The organism is Microbulbifer mixtoriginis (SeqCode), assembly GCF_052468275.1.
In genome coordinates this window covers 4,675,009-4,694,144 of the sequence record NZ_CP174341.1, presented here as the reverse complement: position 1 = coordinate 4,694,144, position 19,136 = coordinate 4,675,009, and the positions used below count along the sequence as shown (strand labels likewise).

At 50.5% G+C, this 19,136-nt stretch carries 20 protein-coding genes; 9 read left to right on the top strand and 11 right to left on the bottom strand.

Features of this window, described 5'->3' with window-relative positions; genetic code table 11:
• Window positions 1-51: 51 nt before the first annotated feature.
• Together ACJJIC_RS20520 and ACJJIC_RS20515 are read right to left on the bottom strand one after the other, a co-directional pair.
• On the bottom strand, window positions 52-336 hold the full coding sequence (locus ACJJIC_RS20520; RefSeq protein WP_445357759.1) for an ABC transporter permease: 285 nt from the start codon (window positions 334-336) through the stop codon (window positions 52-54).
• A 164-nt stretch (window positions 337-500) separates the two neighbouring features.
• Entirely contained in the window at window positions 501-1,487 is a 987-nt protein-coding gene (locus ACJJIC_RS20515) for a transposase (RefSeq protein ID WP_445357758.1), read from the bottom strand.
• 221 nt (window positions 1,488-1,708) lie between these two features.
• Between ACJJIC_RS20515 and ACJJIC_RS20510 the strand changes: the two genes are divergently transcribed.
• Entirely contained in the window at window positions 1,709-2,149 is a 441-nt protein-coding gene (locus ACJJIC_RS20510) for a YqaA family protein (RefSeq protein WP_445357757.1), read from the top strand.
• Between the two features lie 152 nt (window positions 2,150-2,301).
• Here the strand turns inward: ACJJIC_RS20510 and ACJJIC_RS20505 are convergent, their stop codons facing one another.
• Genes ACJJIC_RS20505 through ACJJIC_RS20490 form a run of 4 tightly spaced genes read right to left on the bottom strand, consistent with a single transcriptional unit; the run spans window position 2,302 to window position 5,427 of the window.
• Window positions 2,302-2,628 (bottom strand): hypothetical protein, encoded by a 327-nt coding sequence (locus ACJJIC_RS20505; protein WP_252084607.1) that lies wholly within the window; start codon window positions 2,626-2,628, stop codon window positions 2,302-2,304.
• Window positions 2,629-2,675: 47 nt separating this feature from the next.
• Window positions 2,676-3,608, bottom strand: a complete 933-nt coding sequence (locus ACJJIC_RS20500) for a DUF4124 domain-containing protein (protein ID WP_445357756.1) — start codon at window positions 3,606-3,608, stop codon at window positions 2,676-2,678.
• Window positions 3,609-3,667: 59 nt separating this feature from the next.
• Window positions 3,668-4,378 (bottom strand): aspartate/glutamate racemase family protein, encoded by a 711-nt coding sequence (locus ACJJIC_RS20495; RefSeq protein WP_445357755.1) that lies wholly within the window; start codon window positions 4,376-4,378, stop codon window positions 3,668-3,670.
• Between the two features lie 29 nt (window positions 4,379-4,407).
• Window positions 4,408-5,427, bottom strand: a complete 1,020-nt coding sequence (locus tag ACJJIC_RS20490) for a S41 family peptidase (RefSeq protein ID WP_445357754.1) — start codon at window positions 5,425-5,427, stop codon at window positions 4,408-4,410.
• Window positions 5,428-5,930: 503 nt separating this feature from the next.
• On the opposite strand from ACJJIC_RS20490, the gene ACJJIC_RS20485 reads away from it, so the two are divergent.
• From ACJJIC_RS20485 to ACJJIC_RS20470, 4 genes are all read left to right on the top strand, one after another.
• Window positions 5,931-7,139 carry a pyridoxal phosphate-dependent aminotransferase gene (locus ACJJIC_RS20485; protein ID WP_444899052.1) on the top strand — a complete coding sequence of 403 codons (1,209 nt, stop codon included), beginning with the start codon at window positions 5,931-5,933 and terminating at the stop codon, window positions 7,137-7,139.
• A 134-nt stretch (window positions 7,140-7,273) separates the two neighbouring features.
• Window positions 7,274-7,750 (top strand): Lrp/AsnC family transcriptional regulator, encoded by a 477-nt coding sequence (locus ACJJIC_RS20480; protein WP_226644702.1) that lies wholly within the window; start codon window positions 7,274-7,276, stop codon window positions 7,748-7,750.
• Between the two features lie 641 nt (window positions 7,751-8,391).
• Window positions 8,392-8,796: a DUF4345 family protein gene (locus tag ACJJIC_RS20475; RefSeq protein ID WP_444888048.1), complete on the top strand. Its 405-nt coding sequence runs from the start codon at window positions 8,392-8,394 to the stop codon at window positions 8,794-8,796.
• Between the two features lie 162 nt (window positions 8,797-8,958).
• The gene (locus tag ACJJIC_RS20470; RefSeq protein WP_252084612.1) at window positions 8,959-9,912 is read left to right on the top strand and encodes an AEC family transporter; all 954 of its coding nucleotides are present in this window, start codon (window positions 8,959-8,961) and stop codon (window positions 9,910-9,912) included.
• Window positions 9,913-9,930: 18 nt separating this feature from the next.
• On the opposite strand, the gene ACJJIC_RS20465 is transcribed toward ACJJIC_RS20470, so the two are convergent.
• From ACJJIC_RS20465 to ACJJIC_RS20445, 5 genes are all read right to left on the bottom strand, one after another.
• Entirely contained in the window at window positions 9,931-10,773 is an 843-nt protein-coding gene (locus ACJJIC_RS20465) for a sterol desaturase family protein (RefSeq protein ID WP_445357753.1), read from the bottom strand.
• A 185-nt stretch (window positions 10,774-10,958) separates the two neighbouring features.
• Window positions 10,959-12,026, bottom strand: a complete 1,068-nt coding sequence (locus ACJJIC_RS20460) for a helix-turn-helix transcriptional regulator (protein WP_444888050.1) — start codon at window positions 12,024-12,026, stop codon at window positions 10,959-10,961.
• Window positions 12,027-12,029: 3 nt separating this feature from the next.
• On the bottom strand, window positions 12,030-12,572 hold the full coding sequence (locus ACJJIC_RS20455; RefSeq protein ID WP_444891703.1) for a lytic transglycosylase domain-containing protein: 543 nt from the start codon (window positions 12,570-12,572) through the stop codon (window positions 12,030-12,032).
• Window positions 12,573-12,781: 209 nt separating this feature from the next.
• Window positions 12,782-14,512, bottom strand: coding sequence for a proline--tRNA ligase (locus ACJJIC_RS20450; RefSeq protein WP_445357752.1), 1,731 nt, complete (start codon window positions 14,510-14,512; stop codon window positions 12,782-12,784).
• Between the two features lie 254 nt (window positions 14,513-14,766).
• A complete protein-coding gene (locus ACJJIC_RS20445; RefSeq protein WP_252084616.1) occupies window positions 14,767-15,174 on the bottom strand; it encodes an HU family DNA-binding protein in 408 nt (135 codons plus the stop codon).
• Between the two features lie 288 nt (window positions 15,175-15,462).
• Between ACJJIC_RS20445 and ACJJIC_RS20440 the strand changes: the two genes are divergently transcribed.
• From ACJJIC_RS20440 to ruvC, 4 genes are all read left to right on the top strand, one after another.
• Window positions 15,463-15,729 (top strand): FmdB family zinc ribbon protein, encoded by a 267-nt coding sequence (locus tag ACJJIC_RS20440; protein WP_252084617.1) that lies wholly within the window; start codon window positions 15,463-15,465, stop codon window positions 15,727-15,729.
• Window positions 15,730-15,806: 77 nt separating this feature from the next.
• The gene (gene aspS, locus ACJJIC_RS20435; protein WP_445357751.1) at window positions 15,807-17,585 is read left to right on the top strand and encodes an aspartate--tRNA ligase; all 1,779 of its coding nucleotides are present in this window, start codon (window positions 15,807-15,809) and stop codon (window positions 17,583-17,585) included.
• Between the two features lie 105 nt (window positions 17,586-17,690).
• Complete coding sequence (locus ACJJIC_RS20430) at window positions 17,691-18,434, top strand: YebC/PmpR family DNA-binding transcriptional regulator (RefSeq protein ID WP_445357750.1); 744 nt, start codon at window positions 17,691-17,693, stop codon at window positions 18,432-18,434.
• 170 nt (window positions 18,435-18,604) lie between these two features.
• Window positions 18,605-19,132, top strand: a complete 528-nt coding sequence (gene ruvC, locus ACJJIC_RS20425) for a crossover junction endodeoxyribonuclease RuvC (protein WP_252084620.1) — start codon at window positions 18,605-18,607, stop codon at window positions 19,130-19,132.
• The last annotated feature ends 4 nt before the right edge of the window (window positions 19,133-19,136 follow it).

Here is a 19,136-nt window from a genome sequence, read left to right as displayed (position 1 = left end):
CGGGGCTTTTTATTGTAACCACTCAACACGCAGTCGCTCACGTTTGTCTAATCAGCGCTTCGTACATAGCGCAACTGTGATAAAAGTACCAAGTCCCATACCAGCAGCAATCGTAAACATAATTAAAATCTGATATTTCACTGCGATGGTAGGAGAGGTGCCGGCTTGTATCTGCTCGGTCATCATACCAGCCAGAAATACAATCCCTGCTGAGGACATCGAATTGATCGTTGGCATCAACCCCGCGCGCATCGCATCCCTTCGAAATTCAATACTGGCTTGTCGCCAGATTTCGCTAAGCATTAAACGATTTTCTAGCAAATCCTGAGCACCCATAGAATAGAGAGAGGCGCTAGCAGTGTTGCTGGCGCCAGTTCCATTGTCTGTTTCTTCCTGTTTGCTAGTTAAGTTGAGGTGAAGCGCTGAAGATCTATGCTGGCCTTAGAAAAATTGCGGTTATGGGTGAGCGTGGGAAACAGTATCGAGAGAATGGAGGGGAATTAGCAGGGTGTTGTAGAAAGGTAGCGCTGACAATCGCTTATGCCATGTACCCAGCGTTTATTGAGTCGCCTGCAAGCGTTTCGTACGGTCCCAGCAGACCCTATCAAGCCTTTAAAGCGGCTTTCAAAATTTCGGTTGAGATAGAGCCAGTGTCTTGGTGGAATACCCAGTCGCTTGAGTATGGGAGGAGTATTTTCAGCAATGGCCCCACGCTTTCTAGGGTCTAGGTGCCGCCCGCACCAATCGACTAGCTCTAAATAATGATCCAGCCGAAAAGGAAGTCCTTTAGGCATATTCAGCCGCTCACCGCCTACAAGTGGAAGTAGTTTTTTGGGCTGCTCGCCCAAGATTGCTGCACGAATACCCTGTTGAATGGAAGTGTGATCAGAATCTTCTGGGGTTTTTGCCATATTGGCGCGGATGGGGTTGAGGTCGACATAGGCCATGCAGGCGGCAAAAGCCCTTTCATCCAGTAAAGCTTGAGATTTAAAGCGACCTTCCCAGAAGCGCCCCATGCACTTGCCTTCAGCATTGGCTTGGCGAGCGATAGACTCATTTAAGCAGCGCATAAACCAGCTGATATCCGTTAAGCGTTCTCGCCATATCGAAGCGACATCTTCTAGTGCCTTAAGCTCGCAGGGATCAAGAGTATCGCCGTTTAGATAGCGCTGAGCCAAATTAGAGGCCTTGAATATTTTTTGCCAGCGATCAATCACCTCGAAAAGAGACCACTTATCAGCAGATTTTTTGTCAATATAGAGTACCACATGATAGTGATTGCTCATTACTGCATAGGCGGCAAGATCCAGGGCAAAAACCTCAGCCAAATTATGCATACGATTTTCAATCCACTCGCGCCGATACTGGTAATCTTTCCCGGATACAGTATCCCGACCGCAAAGGAATGCTCGCCGTACACAGCGGGATACGCAGTGGTAATAAGGCGTTGCGTCAAGAGATATCTGGGTGCTTCGCGGTAGAGTCATTGATTACACGCGCATTAATCTGGATGAATATCCAGTATATTGTAGGTTCGTACTCTTTTGTCAATGGTGTTGGCGGTTTATACTTTATGTTTGATGGGTGTCCAGAAATGTCATGTGTGTTCTCATTATGCTATTTGCTTTTATTGATTGTGTGACTAGGTTTTGTTACTTAAAAATTTAAATTCAAGGTGTTTTCAATTTTTTATGAGCGATTTTGTTAAATGGGAAGTCTGATCGGGTTGGGATTTGTCGGTCTTTTTATTTCAGCTTTCTTAGCGGCCACAATATTGCCTGTGAGTTCAGAGGTTGTATTAACTGTTTTGCTGACCAATGGTTTCTCACCAGTTGCATTGGTGGCTGTCGCAACAATTGGTAATGTGGCTGGCTCATTGGTGAATTATGCTCTTGGCTATTGGGCAAGTTTGGGTCTTATAAAAAAATGGTTGAGGATGTCAGAAAATGAATTTGTAAAGGCTGAGCAGCGTTTTAAAAAATATGGTCTGATTTCATTAGCTTTTGCTTGGGTTCCAGTTGTCGGAGATCCATTAACCGTTATGGCAGGGGTGTTAAGAATACGGCTGTTATGGTTTTTGATTTTGGTGACGGTAGGTAAGCTTTTGCGCTATGTAGTTATTAGTTATATGGTGTTGCAGGTTTCCTGAATTTGGGAGGCTTGACTGTGTTGTTTGCTGAGCTATAAGCGAGTAAGTTTCATATAAAATCCATGAGTGTTATATTCTGGCTATATGTACTAAATGGTCGGTCCTCATCAGTTGATGGGGTGCTGAGGGGAAAGCGCCCTCAGTTACTCAAGTCAGCTATTTAGAAAAGAGTCTTTTCCCCTGATTTGATAAAACAGTGAAGCCAGGCCAAAAATAAAGCCTATGGGCGAAGTTATTAGGCTGAGTAATGCAGCAATAATGCCGGGAATTTTATAAATTCTAGCCCCGCTTTTTATCTTTCCTCCTATGCTGATAAGTGCTACACACCAGCTTAAAAATAAAATAGCTGGGGCTGCTGCTTTGATAGTAAAGGCTGCCCCCTGACTGTATATATAAATGGCAGTTAATAATATGCCAAACAAAAGTGTTAGCCATCCATTGAATTGAAGGAGCTTGCCTGCGACTCTTAAGTCTTTCATAGTTTAAACCGAATATTTTTTTGTCTAAATTTGCTTAAATCTTTGTTTTAAAAGTTGATATGTTTGTCAGTTTCCCCACTTAACCAATTTCTCCAGTTGATTTCCAGGCCTCTGATCCCGCCAATATAGTCTTTATCGACCAGATAATACGAGTGCGTACGATCCCCACGCTCCAGCTTATGGACTAAACGAATTACAAAGCTTTTACCGACTGGCGTTGATAATAAAAAGTACAAAAATTGCCCGGCCTGTGCTTGTAAAGGCGCAGTCCCATTTCTTTGTGCATGTCGCCATCTTGTGTTAGGGAGCCTGAGGAATGTACTGATATCCATAAGCCTCTCATGGCGTTTAAGAGGATTTACCCATTTATAATTTTCCCAGTGACTAGTGATGCGCAGTTGCCCGTTCACTTTAGTGAGGGTTTCCATCTGCTCGGCCAAACCTTCATTTAACCAGGATTGGGCGTAGGGAGTGACAGTATCGGTTATTGCATGACTAACCTCGTGTTTAATAGTGCGGAATGTTCTGGCTCTATCCTCTTGGATGTAAACAATAATTTGGTTATCTTGAGAGAAATATATCCCATAAGAGGCTGATGGTTCTTTTCCCATTCTCTTTCTTAGGTGTTCGTAGTAGGCCTTTTTATCTTTTAGAACCAAGACCTTAACGGGTACCGTTTTATAAAAGTCAAAAAACAGAACGCGATCGTAAAACTCATAGACGAGATTGACGTCTGTAACAATCTTGTTTAATTCCTGATTGCTCAGGTTGGTGTCAATGGCTTCGACGGAAATTTCATATCGAGACCAATCAGACTTGTGCTTTCTAGGCTTAATAACTTCTTGTTTAACATGTTCTATTTTCTTGTCACTGAAGTGAACTTGACCATTCTCATCGGTCCACTTGTAGATATTGGCTATCGCGCTTAGTGGAATTAGAGACAGAAGAATAGCTAATACAGCTGGTAGGTGAGGAGTCACTGCTTGAAACTTTTAACTAATTGAAAGTTGGTACTATGATTCTTTGACTGACACCTGACTCAAGAGGCTACAATCGCCTCTTTTATCGCGGCCTCAGCTAAAAGGTGGTTAGAGTTTAACGTTGGTAACGCAGAATTACTATCATCGATAATCAATGGTATTTCGGTGCAACCCAAGACTACTGCATCACATCCATCCTGTTTGAGGTTGTTAATAGTGTCCTGGAAGTATTGCACTGTTTCCTGTCGAAATACCCCAGTGACTAACTCGCCCATAATCAGCTGCCCGATCCGTTTAACAGCCTTCTTAGGCGGCCGTAACCAACCTATGTTTGCGGTCTCTAGTTTGGACGGATAAACGTCGCTCTCAACTAACCATCGGGTACCGAGTAGGCCCAGCTTTCTATAGCCCTTGATGGTGGCTTCAGCAATAACACTGTCGGCAATATGTAGCCAGGGTAGGGGGGATCTCTCTATTACATAGTCAAAGGCTTGGTGAATAGTATTATCGGGGCAGATCAGAAAACAGACCCCCTGGGATTTGAGCTTGTCAGCGGAAGAGAGCATTAGATCGCCAACTCTTTGAAGATCATTGGAATCTAAATATTCTACATATCGAGCCAGTGAATGAGTGTGCATGGATATCTCGGGATGAGCATGTTCACCAAGATATTTACCACTCTCTGTGCAAATTGTTTTATAGCACAGGGCTGCACCCTCAGAGGAGCAGCCAACAATACCAATATGTTTTGTCTGATTAAAATTCTTCATTCGAGGAAATCACTCAGGCTGAAGTTGATCTAGTTGAGTCTTTCTTTGTTAGTCAATACTTCTAACTGTTCACTAACTTCCTTGAGTTGTTGTGGGTTGTTTGTTGTGTTTTGAATGATATGTAGAGACTTTTGGTAAGCAATATCAAAAGCCTCCTCTTTTGAAGCGATAATATCTGGTAAAACGCCGGTACCTTCCCAGTTGCTTTTGGTAATTGGATTTACAGCTCTTGCGATTGGAATTGATACCTTGAACTCCTTATCAAGGCTGAGAAATTGTATGGGATGGGCTCCACCTTTGGTGACTTCGCCAATAATTGTGGCTCGTTTAAGATGTTTTAGATAATAAGTAAATGCTTCCGCGGCCGAAAAGGTATCTTTACTGGTTAAAACGAAGACTGGCACTTTGGCTTTTCTTTTGCCATTGAGGGTTTCGAAAGTCCAGAATTCGGTGGTGCTATCTGTTGCTCTCCAGTAAATACTGTTCAGGTGGGTGGGCTTCTCAAAAAGATAACTGCTAATTAGGCGGCCCATATTGCCATCACCGCCGCCATTATTTCTAAGATCGAAGATGATGGCATCGGTATCTTCAATCAAGGTCATTACGGCTTCTAGACGTTTCTTTGAGACTTCGTTGACATGATCAAAGCCCCAGAAATCGATATAGCCAATGTTACCTTCGAGTACTTCAACGCGCGTAAAACCAGAATTTTTCCTGGCTAGTTTACTGAACCAATCCTCTCGCTTCGGTTGTTTCTTTGGGATGTTTGGATCGTACCAACGCACACCAAAATGCTTATCGTGTTTTTCCAGTGCCTTAGTAAGTAGATCGGCTGTTTGTTTTGGAGTTTTAATTTTTTTTAGGGCCTCGGAGTGTGCAATTTTTTGCAAGCTTTCACGAATTGAGGGGATGTTCTCCTGAAGTATATAGCGGTTGGAAATCTCAAGCTCAAGGGCATCGATGAGAGACTTTTTTTGCTCTGCTGAGAAGGTGGCGGAGAAGCCGTGCGATGAGATAAGCAAGAATACAACCGCTAGATATTTTTTCATTACAGTAACCCTCTGTTTTCGTTATTCCCTCGAAATCAATATATGGGCCTGGATTGCAGAAAAAAGAGGCCGCCAAAGATAATTTCTGGCACATTTGCCTCAGTTAAGTCGGTAGGGAGGGGTTGACTGGGGGCTTGGCTGTAAGTGAAGGATGTATGACTCTTATCTTTTCTTTTGCTGTTGAAATGCGCCTTAAACTGAGCGCCATCTTTGGAGTCTGGGTTCGTTTATAGAGCCAGTTTGGAGAATCTGTTTCTGTGTGTGATCGGAGGGAGCAGATGTACTGGCATCTGCCTGATAGGCTGTTCGGTCGCCTGCGATAGATATTTTGTGACCTATTGGTGCCAAACAGTCTATCCCGCCTTTATGCGTAGACAATGTCTTCAGAATTTTCTGCGGTAATCCCCATAGAAACTCCTGAGTAATGCGAAATATGCGGCTATATAGCGGTATAGATTACTTTGATGGTTGCTACCTTAGCAGGCATAAATGGCAGATAAATAGTGAAAAACGTGACAGATTTTACCCCCCAATTCAGCCTTCAAAGCGAGGCTCTGAACTGTGAGGATTCCAATGTCTGGGCGGTCAGTGACCGGGCCCATGATCTTGCCGATAAGGGGGAGGATGTCATTTTCCTCTGTGTGGGGGACCCCAACTTCGATACCCCCGAGCCAATTCTGGATTTTGCCCGCGCTCGCCTGGGTGTCGGGCGGACTCATTACTCTCCCGCCGCCGGTGAGCCGGTGTTGCGCAGAGCTATCGCGGATATCGAGAGTAAGGTATCGCCCCATCCCTGCAATCCCGATGATGTTGTGGTGTTTCCCGGCGGTACCAATGCTATCTACGCGGTACTTTCCTGCCTGTTGAACCCTGGTGAGGAGATTGTTATCCCTGAACCGATGTATATCGGTTATGTCCCCATTTGCGACAGTCTCAGGCTGTCTGTAAAGCGGGTGGCCTGCCCGGCGGAACAGAATTTTGCGTTCGATGTGGATTCGATCAAAGCGGCAGTCACTGAAGAGACCCGAGTGGTCATGATCAATACCCCGGTCAATCCCACCGGTGCAATGGCAACCCCCGAGCAGTTGCGTGAACTGGCTGCCTTTTGCCGTGAGCGCAACATCTGGCTGGTGTCCGATGAAATGTACTCCATGATCACTTTTGCCCGCCGCCATACCTCATTGCGCACAGCAGCAGAGTCTCTGGACAATATTGTGGTGATTGATGGTCTGTCTAAGTCTCATGCCATGAGTGGTTGGCGTCTGGGCTGGGCGGTAGCGCGCGGCCCCCTGGTGGAGCGCCTTGCGGCATTCGCCGGAGCCACTATCTTCGGCTGCCCACAGTTTATCCAGGAAGCTGCGGCTTTTGCCCTGGAGTTCGATACCTATTTCGTGAAACAGATGCGTGACGCCTATGAACGTCGCCGCAACTTGATCGTTGAGAGAATCGGCAAAATTCCGGGGCTTAGCTGTTACAGCCCGGATGCGGGTATGTTTGTGATGGTCAATGTTTCCGAGTTGGCCAGCTCTGGTCAGGTATTCGCCGAGGCCCTGCTAGAAGCCGAGCGGGTATCAGTATTGCCGGGTACACCTTTTGGTGAAAGTGCGGTGAATCATGTGCGTTTGACGCTAGCGGCCGATGACAGTGAGTTGTCGCGCGCTCTGGACCGAATCGAGCGTTTTGTCACCTGCGCTAATCGCCAGGCTAGTTAACCCAAGTGGCGGTAGCCAGCTCTCAGCCTCTCTTGCCGGGGGCTGGCTTTTTCATCTCTGGAGGTTATAGAGTTTCAGCCTCCGGCGATTACCGCTATCCTTGCCCCCTTTCAGATTCAAAAGAAATCAGTTCCGTGAAAATTGACCGGCATAATTTGCGTATTTTGCAGGCTCTGCAAACTAACGCCCGTATTAGCAACCTGAATTTGAGTGAACAAATTGGCTTGTCGGAGAGCGCCTGCCTGGCCAGGGTGAAGCGCCTTACCAGTGAGCGTTATATCCGTGAGTTCCTTGCCGAGATCAATCTGGACAAGGTGCGCCATGCTGAGTTTTATGTGAATGTGGCCCTGAAGCGCCAGGATGCGCGCACCAGTGAAAACTTCCGGCGAATTATCAGTGATATCCCACAGATCGTTTCCTGCGTGAAGATGTCTGGTGAATTCGATTATATGCTGCGCTTTATTTGCCCTGATGCGGCAGACTTCAACCGGGTTTCCGAGCAGTTACTGGCCAATGAGGAGGCCGCTATCTCGCGTATGACTTCGCATTTGGTGATCGAGAAAACCAAGCCTTTTACCGGTTATCCACTGGAGCTTCTCTTCCAGGATTAGGAACAGGCCAGGCAGTGGGCAGGTTTAATGCCACTGTCTGCTCCTTATTTGTGGTGCGGCTTTCGTTTGCACTTTCTGACATGCTGGTCAAAAAGTGATCCTTATTCTTCGGCGATACCTACAGCGAATAGAGACTGTTGCCAGCTGGTCAAGAATCCTTTCTCTTGCTTTCCTTGCTGTTTGTTCAATAGCTTGAAGCGCCCCAGCTCAAAGAGTTGAGCATGATTAATAGTTATCCTGCCTAGAGATTGCGGAGAGCTGCTCAGTCTGCGCCATGCGTATGACAATTTTGTTGCGGTAAGCCCTGCCTTCTTGTACAAGCGTGTTAAATGTGGTGTCTCTAGTCGGCCAGATTAATTTCCGGCTGGCCTAGGTGGCGGGTACCCATGCTGTTTTGAGCCGTTTTCTTCGGGGATTCTAATCGGTTGAATTAGCTGTCAGGCGGGTGGTCTGGCTTGATCCTGTGCGGAATTTAAAGGACTTACCTCCCTTTTATGTCCATTTTGTGAGGTTGGTGATCCAATTGAAAGAGTGGCGGCTGTAACCTCATATATACTTTAGACAGGCTTCTGTGCAGCGACAGTGGTTGGAAAGCTGCTATCCAGAGGCTGGTAATCACCGCTGGTGCAGGGGAGTGGCAGTTGAAATATTTAGGGCGAGTCTACCTGACTCTCAATTTATTGGCTTTTGCGTCTATCGGTCTTGGGGCCCTGTTTAATCCGGAGTCGTTTGCTGCGGCTATCGGGTTTTCATTTACCTCACCTACCGCTGTGCCCGAGTTTCTTGCAACTTACGCCGGCTTTATGTTGGCAATCGCCGTTCTCTTACTGATTGCGTTGGCCATGCGCCCTCACCGCCGTGCCGCCTATGCTTCACTCTCAATCTCTTACATTGGATTTGCGGCTGGCCGTCTCTTTGGCATGTTTTCCAGCGGTAGCTTCGATGAACGTAATTTACTGTTCTTCGCCCTGGAAGTGATCATGGTAATTTGGGGGCTCTACTGTTATCGGGAATCTCGTTGGCTTCCCCTGCAACACGGGCATTAATCCAAAACAGCTAAATACAGGGATCGTCCTTAGCTCTGTTCACCGGTGACTTTGGCCTGTGGGCAGTTCTTACTTTTCGCGTTAATACTGAGAGAAGTTTGGCCTGTGTTCAAAGGCTTTGGCCTGGTGTTTGCCGCATCCTGTCACAGATGGATATGAGTCATGTCTCAATTCCAAAGTTTGGTGGAAGCTCTGGTTATCCTGGTTGCGCTCTGTGCCTGCGCGATTTGGCTGCGAAGTCGCGGGGTGATTCTTAGAGAAGAACAAGGAGTATTTGGGCGTCTGGCAACAGACTTTGCGTTGCCCGCAGTAATTTTACATAGCTTGATTAAAGTCCCTTTCTCTTCCCAGGCTCTTCTTCCCGCACTGGCCTTATTTGCTGTGAGTATTGCAATCATGGTGCCTGCGTGGGCAGTGGGTAAATTGATGGGGCTGGGGCGTAAGACCCTCGGCTCGATCGTGTTGGTTGCGGGTTTTGGCGGCTCTTCGACTTTAGGGTTATCGCTGATTCGTCGGATTTTTCACGATAACCCTCTGGTTATGAGAGACAGTGTTCTCATTGGTGAATATGGCGCACTTTTATCTGTATTTACTGTCGGTGTTGCTGTGGCCATTTATTTCGGCCGGGATGAGGGAGAGCAGGTCAATGTTTGGCAGGCCTGTAAGCCTTTCTTTGTATCACCAATTTTTATCACGATGGTTTTAGGCACAATTATTTCCCTATTTGGCCTGCCCCAGGGGAATGTTACTGTGCAGCTGCTGGAGGATATATTACGGATTTCCGGACAATCCTTGATCGTGCTGGTGGCATTTAGTATCGGTCTGGCCCTGCGCCCCATCGCTGTGCGCCAACTGGCGGGCCTGATCCTGGTGGTCGTCCTGTTAAAGCTGGTGGCAGAGCCTATGGTGGCATGGGCTCTGGCAATGCCAATTGAGTTACCGCACATCGAGCGGGAGCTATTGGTTTTACAGGCGGCAATGCCCTCTGGGGCGATCGCCGCCGTACTGGCGAAACGCTATGGATGCGATGGCGGCGTTGCATCCGCAATGGTGGTTGCCACCTCTTTTATCAGTTTGATAACACTTCCGTTGACTCTCTACTTTGAAAGCCAGTGATTGCACTGCAGCCATTGATCAGGCGGTTATTTTCCCAGAGTTGTCATCGCTGGAGTGCTGTTCCAGCGTGGTAGTTTCCACCTGCTGTCCGCCGTGTAGTTTACCGTCTACAGCCTGACGGAAAACTTCTTTGTAGTCCTTAAATTCCGTGCCCATTAGGCGGTCCCACCAAGTGAAGTAAAAACCGTAATTGCCCTGAAAACGCTGGTGATGCAGATCGTGATGAGTTGTGGTGGTCATATTATCCAGCACGCCATCGACCCAGCTGCGTGGGTGGAATTCGCGGCCTGTATGCAGCATGGCGTTGCGGAAAATCATTATGAAAAGGAAGCTAAGCCAGATACTTGGGTGCAATGGTATCGTTAGGGCGATCAGTGGAGAGAAAAGTCCGTTGATAAATATTTCACCGATAGAAAAGCTATAGGCAGTCCAGGGAGTTGGGGTTCGCGACATATGGTGTAGCTTGTGGAAGTGCTTAAACAGCTTTGGGTGGTGCATTGCCCGATGGGTCCAGTAGAAATAGGCGTCATGCAGGAGAATTACCACAGGCAGGCTCAAGATGCTCCACCAGAGCGGGTAGTCATTCCAGTTCCAATACAGCTTGGCGATCCCCATATCCTGTAGCAAATTTATGCTGATGCCAAACAGGGTGAAAATACAAACGGTCAGCATGGAGTAGCTGACTTCCCGGCGAATATCCCCCCAGCTAGCATGCCGTTTTTGGATGCGGCGCCGGTTCATCCAGGCGCGAAACAGCCAGCTCGCGCAGATACTCATCACAGAAGCCGCCAACACATAGCGAAATAGGGTCAATTTAAAGTGGGTGGTTCCGTAATCAGCCACATCTGCGAAGAAATCCATCTTTTTCACCATCCTTTTTCATCGGCGTTGCTAAAGGGGCAGCGTTGGATATTGAGGATCTTTTGGGATTCTAAGTGCTACCCACATGGGGAGCTTTTGCATCAGTGCTTGCAGTCTGGGGGGCTTTGCTGACTGAGGCTTACGGAAAATGAAAAAATGCTGACGAATTCCGAATTGCTGCCCTCTTAGGCGGGCAGCTTGTCGCGACGGTACTCGGTTGGGGTCTGGTTGTGACGGCGCTTAAAAGCGGCATTAAACGGGCTGAGAGATCGGTAGCCGATATCCAGGGCGATGGTCAGCACTGGTAGATGCGCCTGTTCCGGATCGGCCAGACGAGCGCTGGCCTCATCAATGCGAAATTGATTGAGATATTCGTTGAAGTTTCGATAGCCCAAGTGGCGGTTTATCAGTGTACGCAGCAGGTGCTCGCGGGTATCCAGTTGCTCCGCCAGTTCGCGAATGGTCAACCCGGTGTGTCGATAGCCTCCACCTTCCATATGCTTTTGCAATTTAGCCAATTGCATCTGCTGCTGCTCATCCAAGGTTGGTACAGGTGCTGGAGGTGGGGCTTCCTCTTCAGGGATATCTGTTGCTGGTTGTGGTAGAGAGTCGCCCAGGGCGCTGGGTGAGAGCGCAAGCAGCCATAAACAGGCTGCCAGGGACAGCAGGCTGGCGAGTAGGGCGTGAAGAGTTGGCACACCATTGGGGACGGGGCGGTAGGCAAACAATGATTCAGCACTGATAACGATCAGCATATAAGTGCCCACCGCAATCAACAGTATGGCGCGCAAGCGACGACGCTCCTCCACCAAATCTGAGTGAAATTGCCCGAGTAGGGTGAGCATGCCCAGGCCAATCAGGCCTAAGCGGGTAAATTGGGACAGATTAAAAAAAACCTCTTCGGCGCTATTGCCTAAAGGGATTGGCGAGTGACTAGCGGCGACACTAAAGGCAATGGAGAGGCCGATAGGCATCCAGCCCCAGCGGGGAAAGGGTTCTTCCTCGCGACAGAGCAAGTGGGTAAACAACCAGAAGGCGGCGGGCACCAGAATCACCGGCAGGTGAATCAGCAGCCCCATAAGCCCGACAAGGGGAGGGAGTGTCGGTAACAGTAAATAACAGATAACACCGATCAAAACCAAGATCAGCCAGCGGCCCGCCGCGAGACGTCGGTGATTGACGGAAACCTTGGTTGCGGCCAGTAAGAGTAAGGCGCAGGCCCCGCCGGAAAAAAATAAATAGCCTGAAGTCACGACTTATCTCCAGCGGTTGGCCCAGGCATCCAGCACCTTACTGCTATAGGTGTGGCGGCCATAGCTGCCGTTGTAGTAGGCGAGGGCGTTGGCCAGATTGCCCTTCGCTTTTTTGATGTAGTGCTTGAGGATGGTGCAGCCGTAACGAAGGTTGGTATCCATATCAATCAGGTTGTCACCGGGACGGCCGATCTCTTTCTTCCAAAATGGCATTACCTGCATCATGCCTTGCGCGCCTACCCGGGATACTGCGTAGGGGTTAAAGGCACTCTCGATCTGGATTACCGCTAGAACAATTTCCGGGCGTAAACCCGCTCGGGTTGCCTCGCGATGAACAGCCTTAAGAACGTGCATGCGCCTTTTAGGGTCTTTGATGTAGCGTGCTAAGGGCTGGGATTTTGACATCAGCCACACCTCCGCATCGAAGCGATCGACAAAGCTGTCTGCCTGAGTAATGGCCTCGCGCAGGGCGAGCCGCAACTCGGGGTCCACTTGCTTGGTGTTAGTCTGGGATATCGCACCGCAGCAGATAAGGCAGAACCCCATCGCGGTAATAGCTTTTCTTATCATGTTGGGAATTTTACGAGATCCAGGGAGATTGGGTAGCGCCTTTTATGGACCTTTTACGCAAATCTGGACAGGGAGAGGCATTTGAATTGAATGGGGCTGTGAAATACCAACGGACTTAAAGTGCTGTGTTGGCATTTCACGGAGGTATTTTGAGATAGATAAAGAAAATCTATCTCATCATCAGATTAGCGCAGGCCGAATTTCTCCAGCAGTACTTCCTCCAGCTGGGATACCGCAAACTCCTGGCTCTCAGCATCGGCGCGGCCCTTGTATTCCACAATGCCTTTCTCCAGGCCGCGGTCGCCGATAACGATGCGGTGGGGGATACCGATTAATTCGACATCTGCGAGCATGCCACCCAAGCGAGCCTTGGGCTCATCCATTAGCAGTACATCGACGCCTTTGCTGCGCAGGGATTCATACAGGTGCTCACACTTTTCCCGTACCACATCGCTCTTGTGCATATTGATGGGCACAATTGCCAACTGGAACGGCGCTATGGCGTCTGGCCAGATAATGCCAGAGTCGTCGTGGTTTTGCTCAATAGCGGCGGCGACAATCCGGGATACTCCAATGCCGTAACAGCCCATGGACATGACCTGCTCCTTGCCGTTCTCATCGAGTACGGTGGCGTTCATGGCGCGGCTGTATTTGTCACCCAGCTGGAAAATATGGCCGACTTCGATTCCGCGTTTGATTTCCAGGGTGCCCTGGCCGTCGGGGCTGGCGTCACCGGCAACGACATTGCGCAGGTCTTCAACGCGGCCAAGTTCCACGTCGCGGCCCCAGTTCACGCCGGTGAAGTGGTAATCGTCGCGGTTGGCGCCACAGATAAAGTCCGCCAGGTGTGCCGCAGCTCGGTCCACAATGGTTTCGAGCTTCATGCCAACGGGTCCTAAAGAACCGATATTGCAGCCCAGTTCATCGGCAATACGCTGCTCTGGGGCGAACTGCAATGGGCTGGCGATGCCGGCCAACTTTTCTGCTTTCAGTTCGTTCAGTTCATGGTCGCCACGCAGCACCAGCGCAACCAGGGGCGCGGTTTCACCCTCTTCGCATTCACCCAGCACGATCAGGGTTTTTACCGAATGGGTGGGGTCGCTGTTCAGGAATTCGCTGACATCGGCGATGGTTTTTTGCCCTGGTGTGTGTACTTCCTGCATTTCCTGGCTCGGTGCAGCGTGCTCGCCAGCAGGGGCCAAGGCTTCGGCCAGCTCAACATTGGCGGCGTAGCGGGATTCGGTGGAGAAAGCGATATCATCTTCACCGCTCTGTGCCAGAACGTGGAACTCATGGGAGCTGGAACCGCCGATAGAGCCGGTATCCGCCAGCACCGGGCGGTAGTCCAGGCCAATACGATCAAAAATGCGGCAGTAGGCGCCGTGCATAATGTCGTAAGTCTCCTGCAGGGAATCCGCATCGATGTGGAAGGAGTAGGCATCCTTCATGGTGAATTCACGCGCGCGCATCACACCAAAACGCGGGCGAATTTCATCGCGGAATTTTGTCTGTACCTGGTAGAAATTGGCAGGCAGCTGCTTGTAGCTTTTGATCTCATTGCGGATCAGGTCGGTAATAACTTCCTCGTGGGTTGGGCCCAGGCAGAAGTTATTGGAGTGGCGATCCTGGATACGCAGTAATTCCGGGCCGTACTGCTGCCAGCGGCCGGACTCCTCCCACAGCTCCGCCGGCTGCACTACCGGCATTAATACTTCCAGGGAACCGGCACTATTCATCTCTTCACGCACAATACGCTCTACTTTGCGCAGTACGCGCAGGCCGGTGGGCAGCCAGGTGTAGAGGCCGGAGGAGAGACGGCGGATCATACCGGCGCGCAGCATCAGCTGATGGCTGATTACTACCGCGTCGTTGGGCGTTTCTTTCTGGGTGGCGATAAGGTAACGGGATGCGCGCATAGGAATAAACTGGGTTCAATTATCGGTAAGCTGGTTATTTTACGCTATTCATCAGCTAATAAATATTGCCGGATAGACTCCCGTATGGGATCGGTTATTTTTTGTGGAAGCTACACCCTGCTGAAATTGATAAGGGCGTGGTTAAAGGGGAAATTGGTGTAGCTAAGAATGGGGCTATGGCCAATCTTTAGATGATATATAGGGGCATAAAAAAACCCCGCAGTTGCGGGGTTTAGTGCCTGAGGCTGGGAGTCTTAGGACTCAGCCATTTCCTTCAGCTTCTTCAGCGGGCGAACTTTTACCTGGATGCTTGCAGGCTTGGCCTTGAAGACAGTCTCTTCACCAGTGAAGGGGTTGATACCTTTACGGGCTTTTTTGGCTGGCTTCTTCACAGTGGTGATTTTCATCAGGCCCGGCAGGGAGAATTCGCCAACAGCGCGCTTCTTGATGTGGCCTTCAATAATATCGCTCAGCTCGTCCAGAACAGACTGTACCTGCTTGCGGGACAGTTCAGTATTTTCTGCGATCTGGTTCAGCACCTGGGTTTTGGTGAACTTCTCTTTGATCGCTTTTACTTTCTTAACTGGAGCGGCAGCGGCTTTCTTGGCTGGAGCCTTTTTGGCAGCAGTGGTTTTGCTGGCAGCTTTCTTGGCGATTGCCATAGCTTACTTCCTTCTTTGTTGTTCGGTGTATATCCGGTAAAAGTGTGTTCGGTCTCCCGCTGCGCTGCATCCACAAAACGGCGTCTCAGCGGGTGATGGTGGGAAGTATATATAGTTTTTGTTTGGCCGCACGGGAAAATACTAGAAAAATAGTGCTTTTTCCTTATTTTGTACCTGTTTTGAGATCCCAAACCCCTTCTACAAAGGCCAAAAGGGGGTGCCTGCTTCTTCCCTCTGGGGGGCTCATGTATACTCTGTCCCCCTTTTTCCAGCATCGGGTACCGAGTAATGCCGATCTATGAATACCAGTGCAATGCCTGCGGCCACGAGATGGAGGCCTTGCAGCGCATGAGCGACAACCCCCTCAAAGACTGTCCAGCCTGTGACAAGGCCGAGTTGCACAAGAAGATTTCAGCAGCGGGATTTCGTCTCAAGGGCGGCGGCTGGTACGAGACAGATTTTAAGACCGGCAGTAAGAAAAATTTGGCCGGTGATGCGGCCAATGGCAGTAAAGCTAAAAGTGGCCAGCCGGCAAAAACGGCGAAGACGGCTTAAACCCGCTGTGCGGAGCCGCTTGTGCGGTGTACTCTCTATTTAACCTTTTTACCTATCGATAACGGGAATTTTCATCCATGCGCAGCGACTACTGTGGCGTCCTTCGTTCCGCGGACATAGACCGTGTAGTAACCCTCTGTGGCTGGGTCGACCGCCGCCGCGATCACGGCGGTGTAATCTTTATCGACCTGCGCGACCGCGAGGGAATTGTTCAGGTGGTATTCGACCCGGATGCGGCCGAGCATTTCGAAATGGCCGATCGCGTGCGCAGCGAATATGTCCTCAAGGTGACCGGCCGTGTGCGCGCCCGCGCCCCCGAAGCCCTCAACCCGAATATGGTGACCGGCGAAGTTGAGGTTTACGGCACCGAACTGGAAATTCTCAATACCGCCGAGACGGTGCCTTTCCAGCTGGATGAGCACACCGCTGTGGGTGAGGACGTGCGCCTCAAGTACCGCTACCTGGACCTGCGTCGCAACGAGATGCAGAACAATCTGTATTTCCGCTCCAAGCTCACCACGGCCATTCGCAATTATCTGGATGAGCACGGTTTCCTCGATATCGAAACCCCGATCCTGACCCGCGCCACCCCCGAAGGCGCGCGCGATTACCTGGTGCCGAGCCGCACCCACGATGGCAAATTCTTTGCCCTGCCGCAGTCTCCGCAGCTGTTTAAACAGTTGTTGATGGTGTCCGGCTTCGATCGTTACTACCAGATTGCCAAGTGTTTCCGTGATGAAGACCTGCGCGCCGATCGCCAGCCGGAATTCACTCAGATCGATATCGAGACTTCTTTCCTCGACGAAGAAGAGATTATGTCGATCACTGAGGGCATGGTGCGCAAGCTGTTCAAGGAATTGAAAGGCATTGAGTTGGGTGAATTCCCACGTATGTCCCATTACCAGGCGATGTTGCGCTACGGCTCTGACAAGCCGGATCTGCGCATTCCGCTGGAAATGGTAGAGATCAAAGACCTGATGACCGAAGTGGACTTCAAGGTGTTCTCTGGACCGGCCAATGATCCCAAAGGTCGCGTAGCGGCTATCAAGGTGAGCGGTGGTTGCGACAAGCTGACCCGCAAGCAGATCGATGACTACGGCAAGTTTGTGGGCATCTACGGTGCCAAGGGTCTGGCCTATGTGAAGGTGAACGACCGCTCCGATCTGGAGAATGGCCTGCAGTCGCCGATCGTGAAATTCCTGCCTATTGAGACTCGTGCTGCCATTCTGGATCGGCTTGAGGCTGAGAGCGGCGATATTATTTTCTTCGGCGCGGATACTGCCAAAGTGGTCTCCGAAGCGCTGGGTGCGCTGCGCTGCAAGTTGGGTGAAGACCTCAATCTGTACACCAGTGAGTGGGCGCCCCTATGGGTAGTGGCCTTCCCAATGTTTGAGGAAAATGATGACGGCAGCCTCACCGCGTTGCACCATCCGTTTACTGCACCTTCCTGTAGCCCCGAAGAGTTAGAGCAAAACCCACTGGGGGCACTGTCGCGCGCCTACGATATGGTGCTGAATGGTACCGAGCTGGGTGGCGGTTCTGTGCGTATCCACGATCAGGCCATGCAGCAAGCGGTGTTCCGTATTCTCGGTATCGATGAAGAAGAGCAGCGCGAGAAATTCGGCTTCCTGTTGGATGCTCTCAAGTATGGTGCGCCGCCCCATGGAGGCCTGGCCTTTGGTCTGGACCGCTTGGTAATGTTGATGACTGGCAGCGATTCTATTCGCGATGTGATTGCCTTCCCCAAAACCCAGAGTGCCGCCTGTGTCATGACGGATGCTCCGGGCACGGTGGATGCCAAGCAGTTGCGCGAGCTGAATATTCGCCTGCGCCAGAAAGAAGAAAAAATCAGCTGATTTTCCCCCGACGGGCTGGGCGAAGCGGGCCTGTCAAATCGTGGTGATGGGCATTTCGCTTCGCTTATTGGCCCATCCCTCGCACAGATTGAAGAGAGACGGAACATGGCCGGACATAGTAAATGGGCCAATATCAAGCATCGTAAAGCGGCTCAGGATGCCAAGCGCGGCAAGATCTTTACCAAGATCATTCGTGAGCTGACCGTAGCTGCCAAGGCGGGCCCCAACCCGGACGATAACCCGACATTGCGCGCGACTATCGACAAGGCTCTGGGCGCGAACATGAAGCGCGACACCATCGATAAAGCCATTGCCCGCGGCGCCGGCAATGCGGAAGGTGATAACTATGAAGCTGTGGTTTATGAAGGTTACGGTGTCGGCGGTGTCGCAGTACTGGTGGAGTGTTTGACCGACAACCGCAACCGTACAGTGGCCGAGGTTCGCCACGCTTTCTCCAAGCGCGGCGGCAACCTGGGTACCGATGGCTCCGTAAGCTACCTGTTCACCCGCAAAGGCCAGATGTTTTACGACATTGGCGTGGATGAAGACGCGCTGATGGAAGCGGCCCTGGAAGCGGGTGCTGAGGATATCGAAACCAACGATGATGGCAGCGTTGAGGTGACCACTGAATTCCAGGATTACCTCACGGTGAAAGATGCGCTGGTAGCCGCAGGCTTCACGCCGGACAGCGCTGAAATCGCCATGATTCCGTCCACCACTATCCCGTTGGATAAAGAGGGGGCAGAGAAGGTGTTGGCCCTGATCGAGATGCTGGAGGATCTCGACGATGTGCAAAATGTTTACACCAACGCGGATATTCCCGCAGAGATGATGGAAGAGCTGGGCTGAGTCCCGGTTCAGGCCGGCCGGGGCAGACGGTGTTTGCTCCGGTTTACCCTCATATCGCTTCAGCAGATAGCCACTTTTTCTATGCTGTCTGCGATCTCTCTTGACGCCTCGCTCCCACCTTGGGACACTCCCGCCACTATATAAACATACAGATATTTGGGGAACACCTCTTGACCCGAATCCTGGGTATTGACCCCGGCTCGCGTAAAACCGGCTATGGAATTATCGATGTAGAACGGGGTAAGGCCCGCTATGTGGCCAGTGGGGTAATTCGTATTCCCGAAGGCCCCCTACCTGAACGCCTAAAGCTGATTTTCGACGCGGTTTCTCAGATCGCTCAGCAATACCAACCGGCGCAGATGGCAATTGAAAATGTATTTATGTCTAAGAGTGCGGGCTCAGCCCTGAAACTGGGCCAGGCGCGCGGTGCAGCCATAGTGGCCGGGGCCAATAGTGGTCTCGCCGTGGCTGAGTATGAAGCGCGCAAGGTCAAACAAGCGGTGGTGGGCAGTGGTGCAGCCGATAAGCTGCAGGTGCAGCACATGGTCAAAACCTTGCTGTCACTACCGGGGACTCCCCAGGAGGATGCCGCCGATGCACTCGCCGTGGCTCTCTGCCATATGCACACGGAGCAGACTCTGCTATTTACCGCCGGCGGAGCGCGCAGCCGCTTTCGCCGCGGTCGCCTCAGCGTTTAGAAAA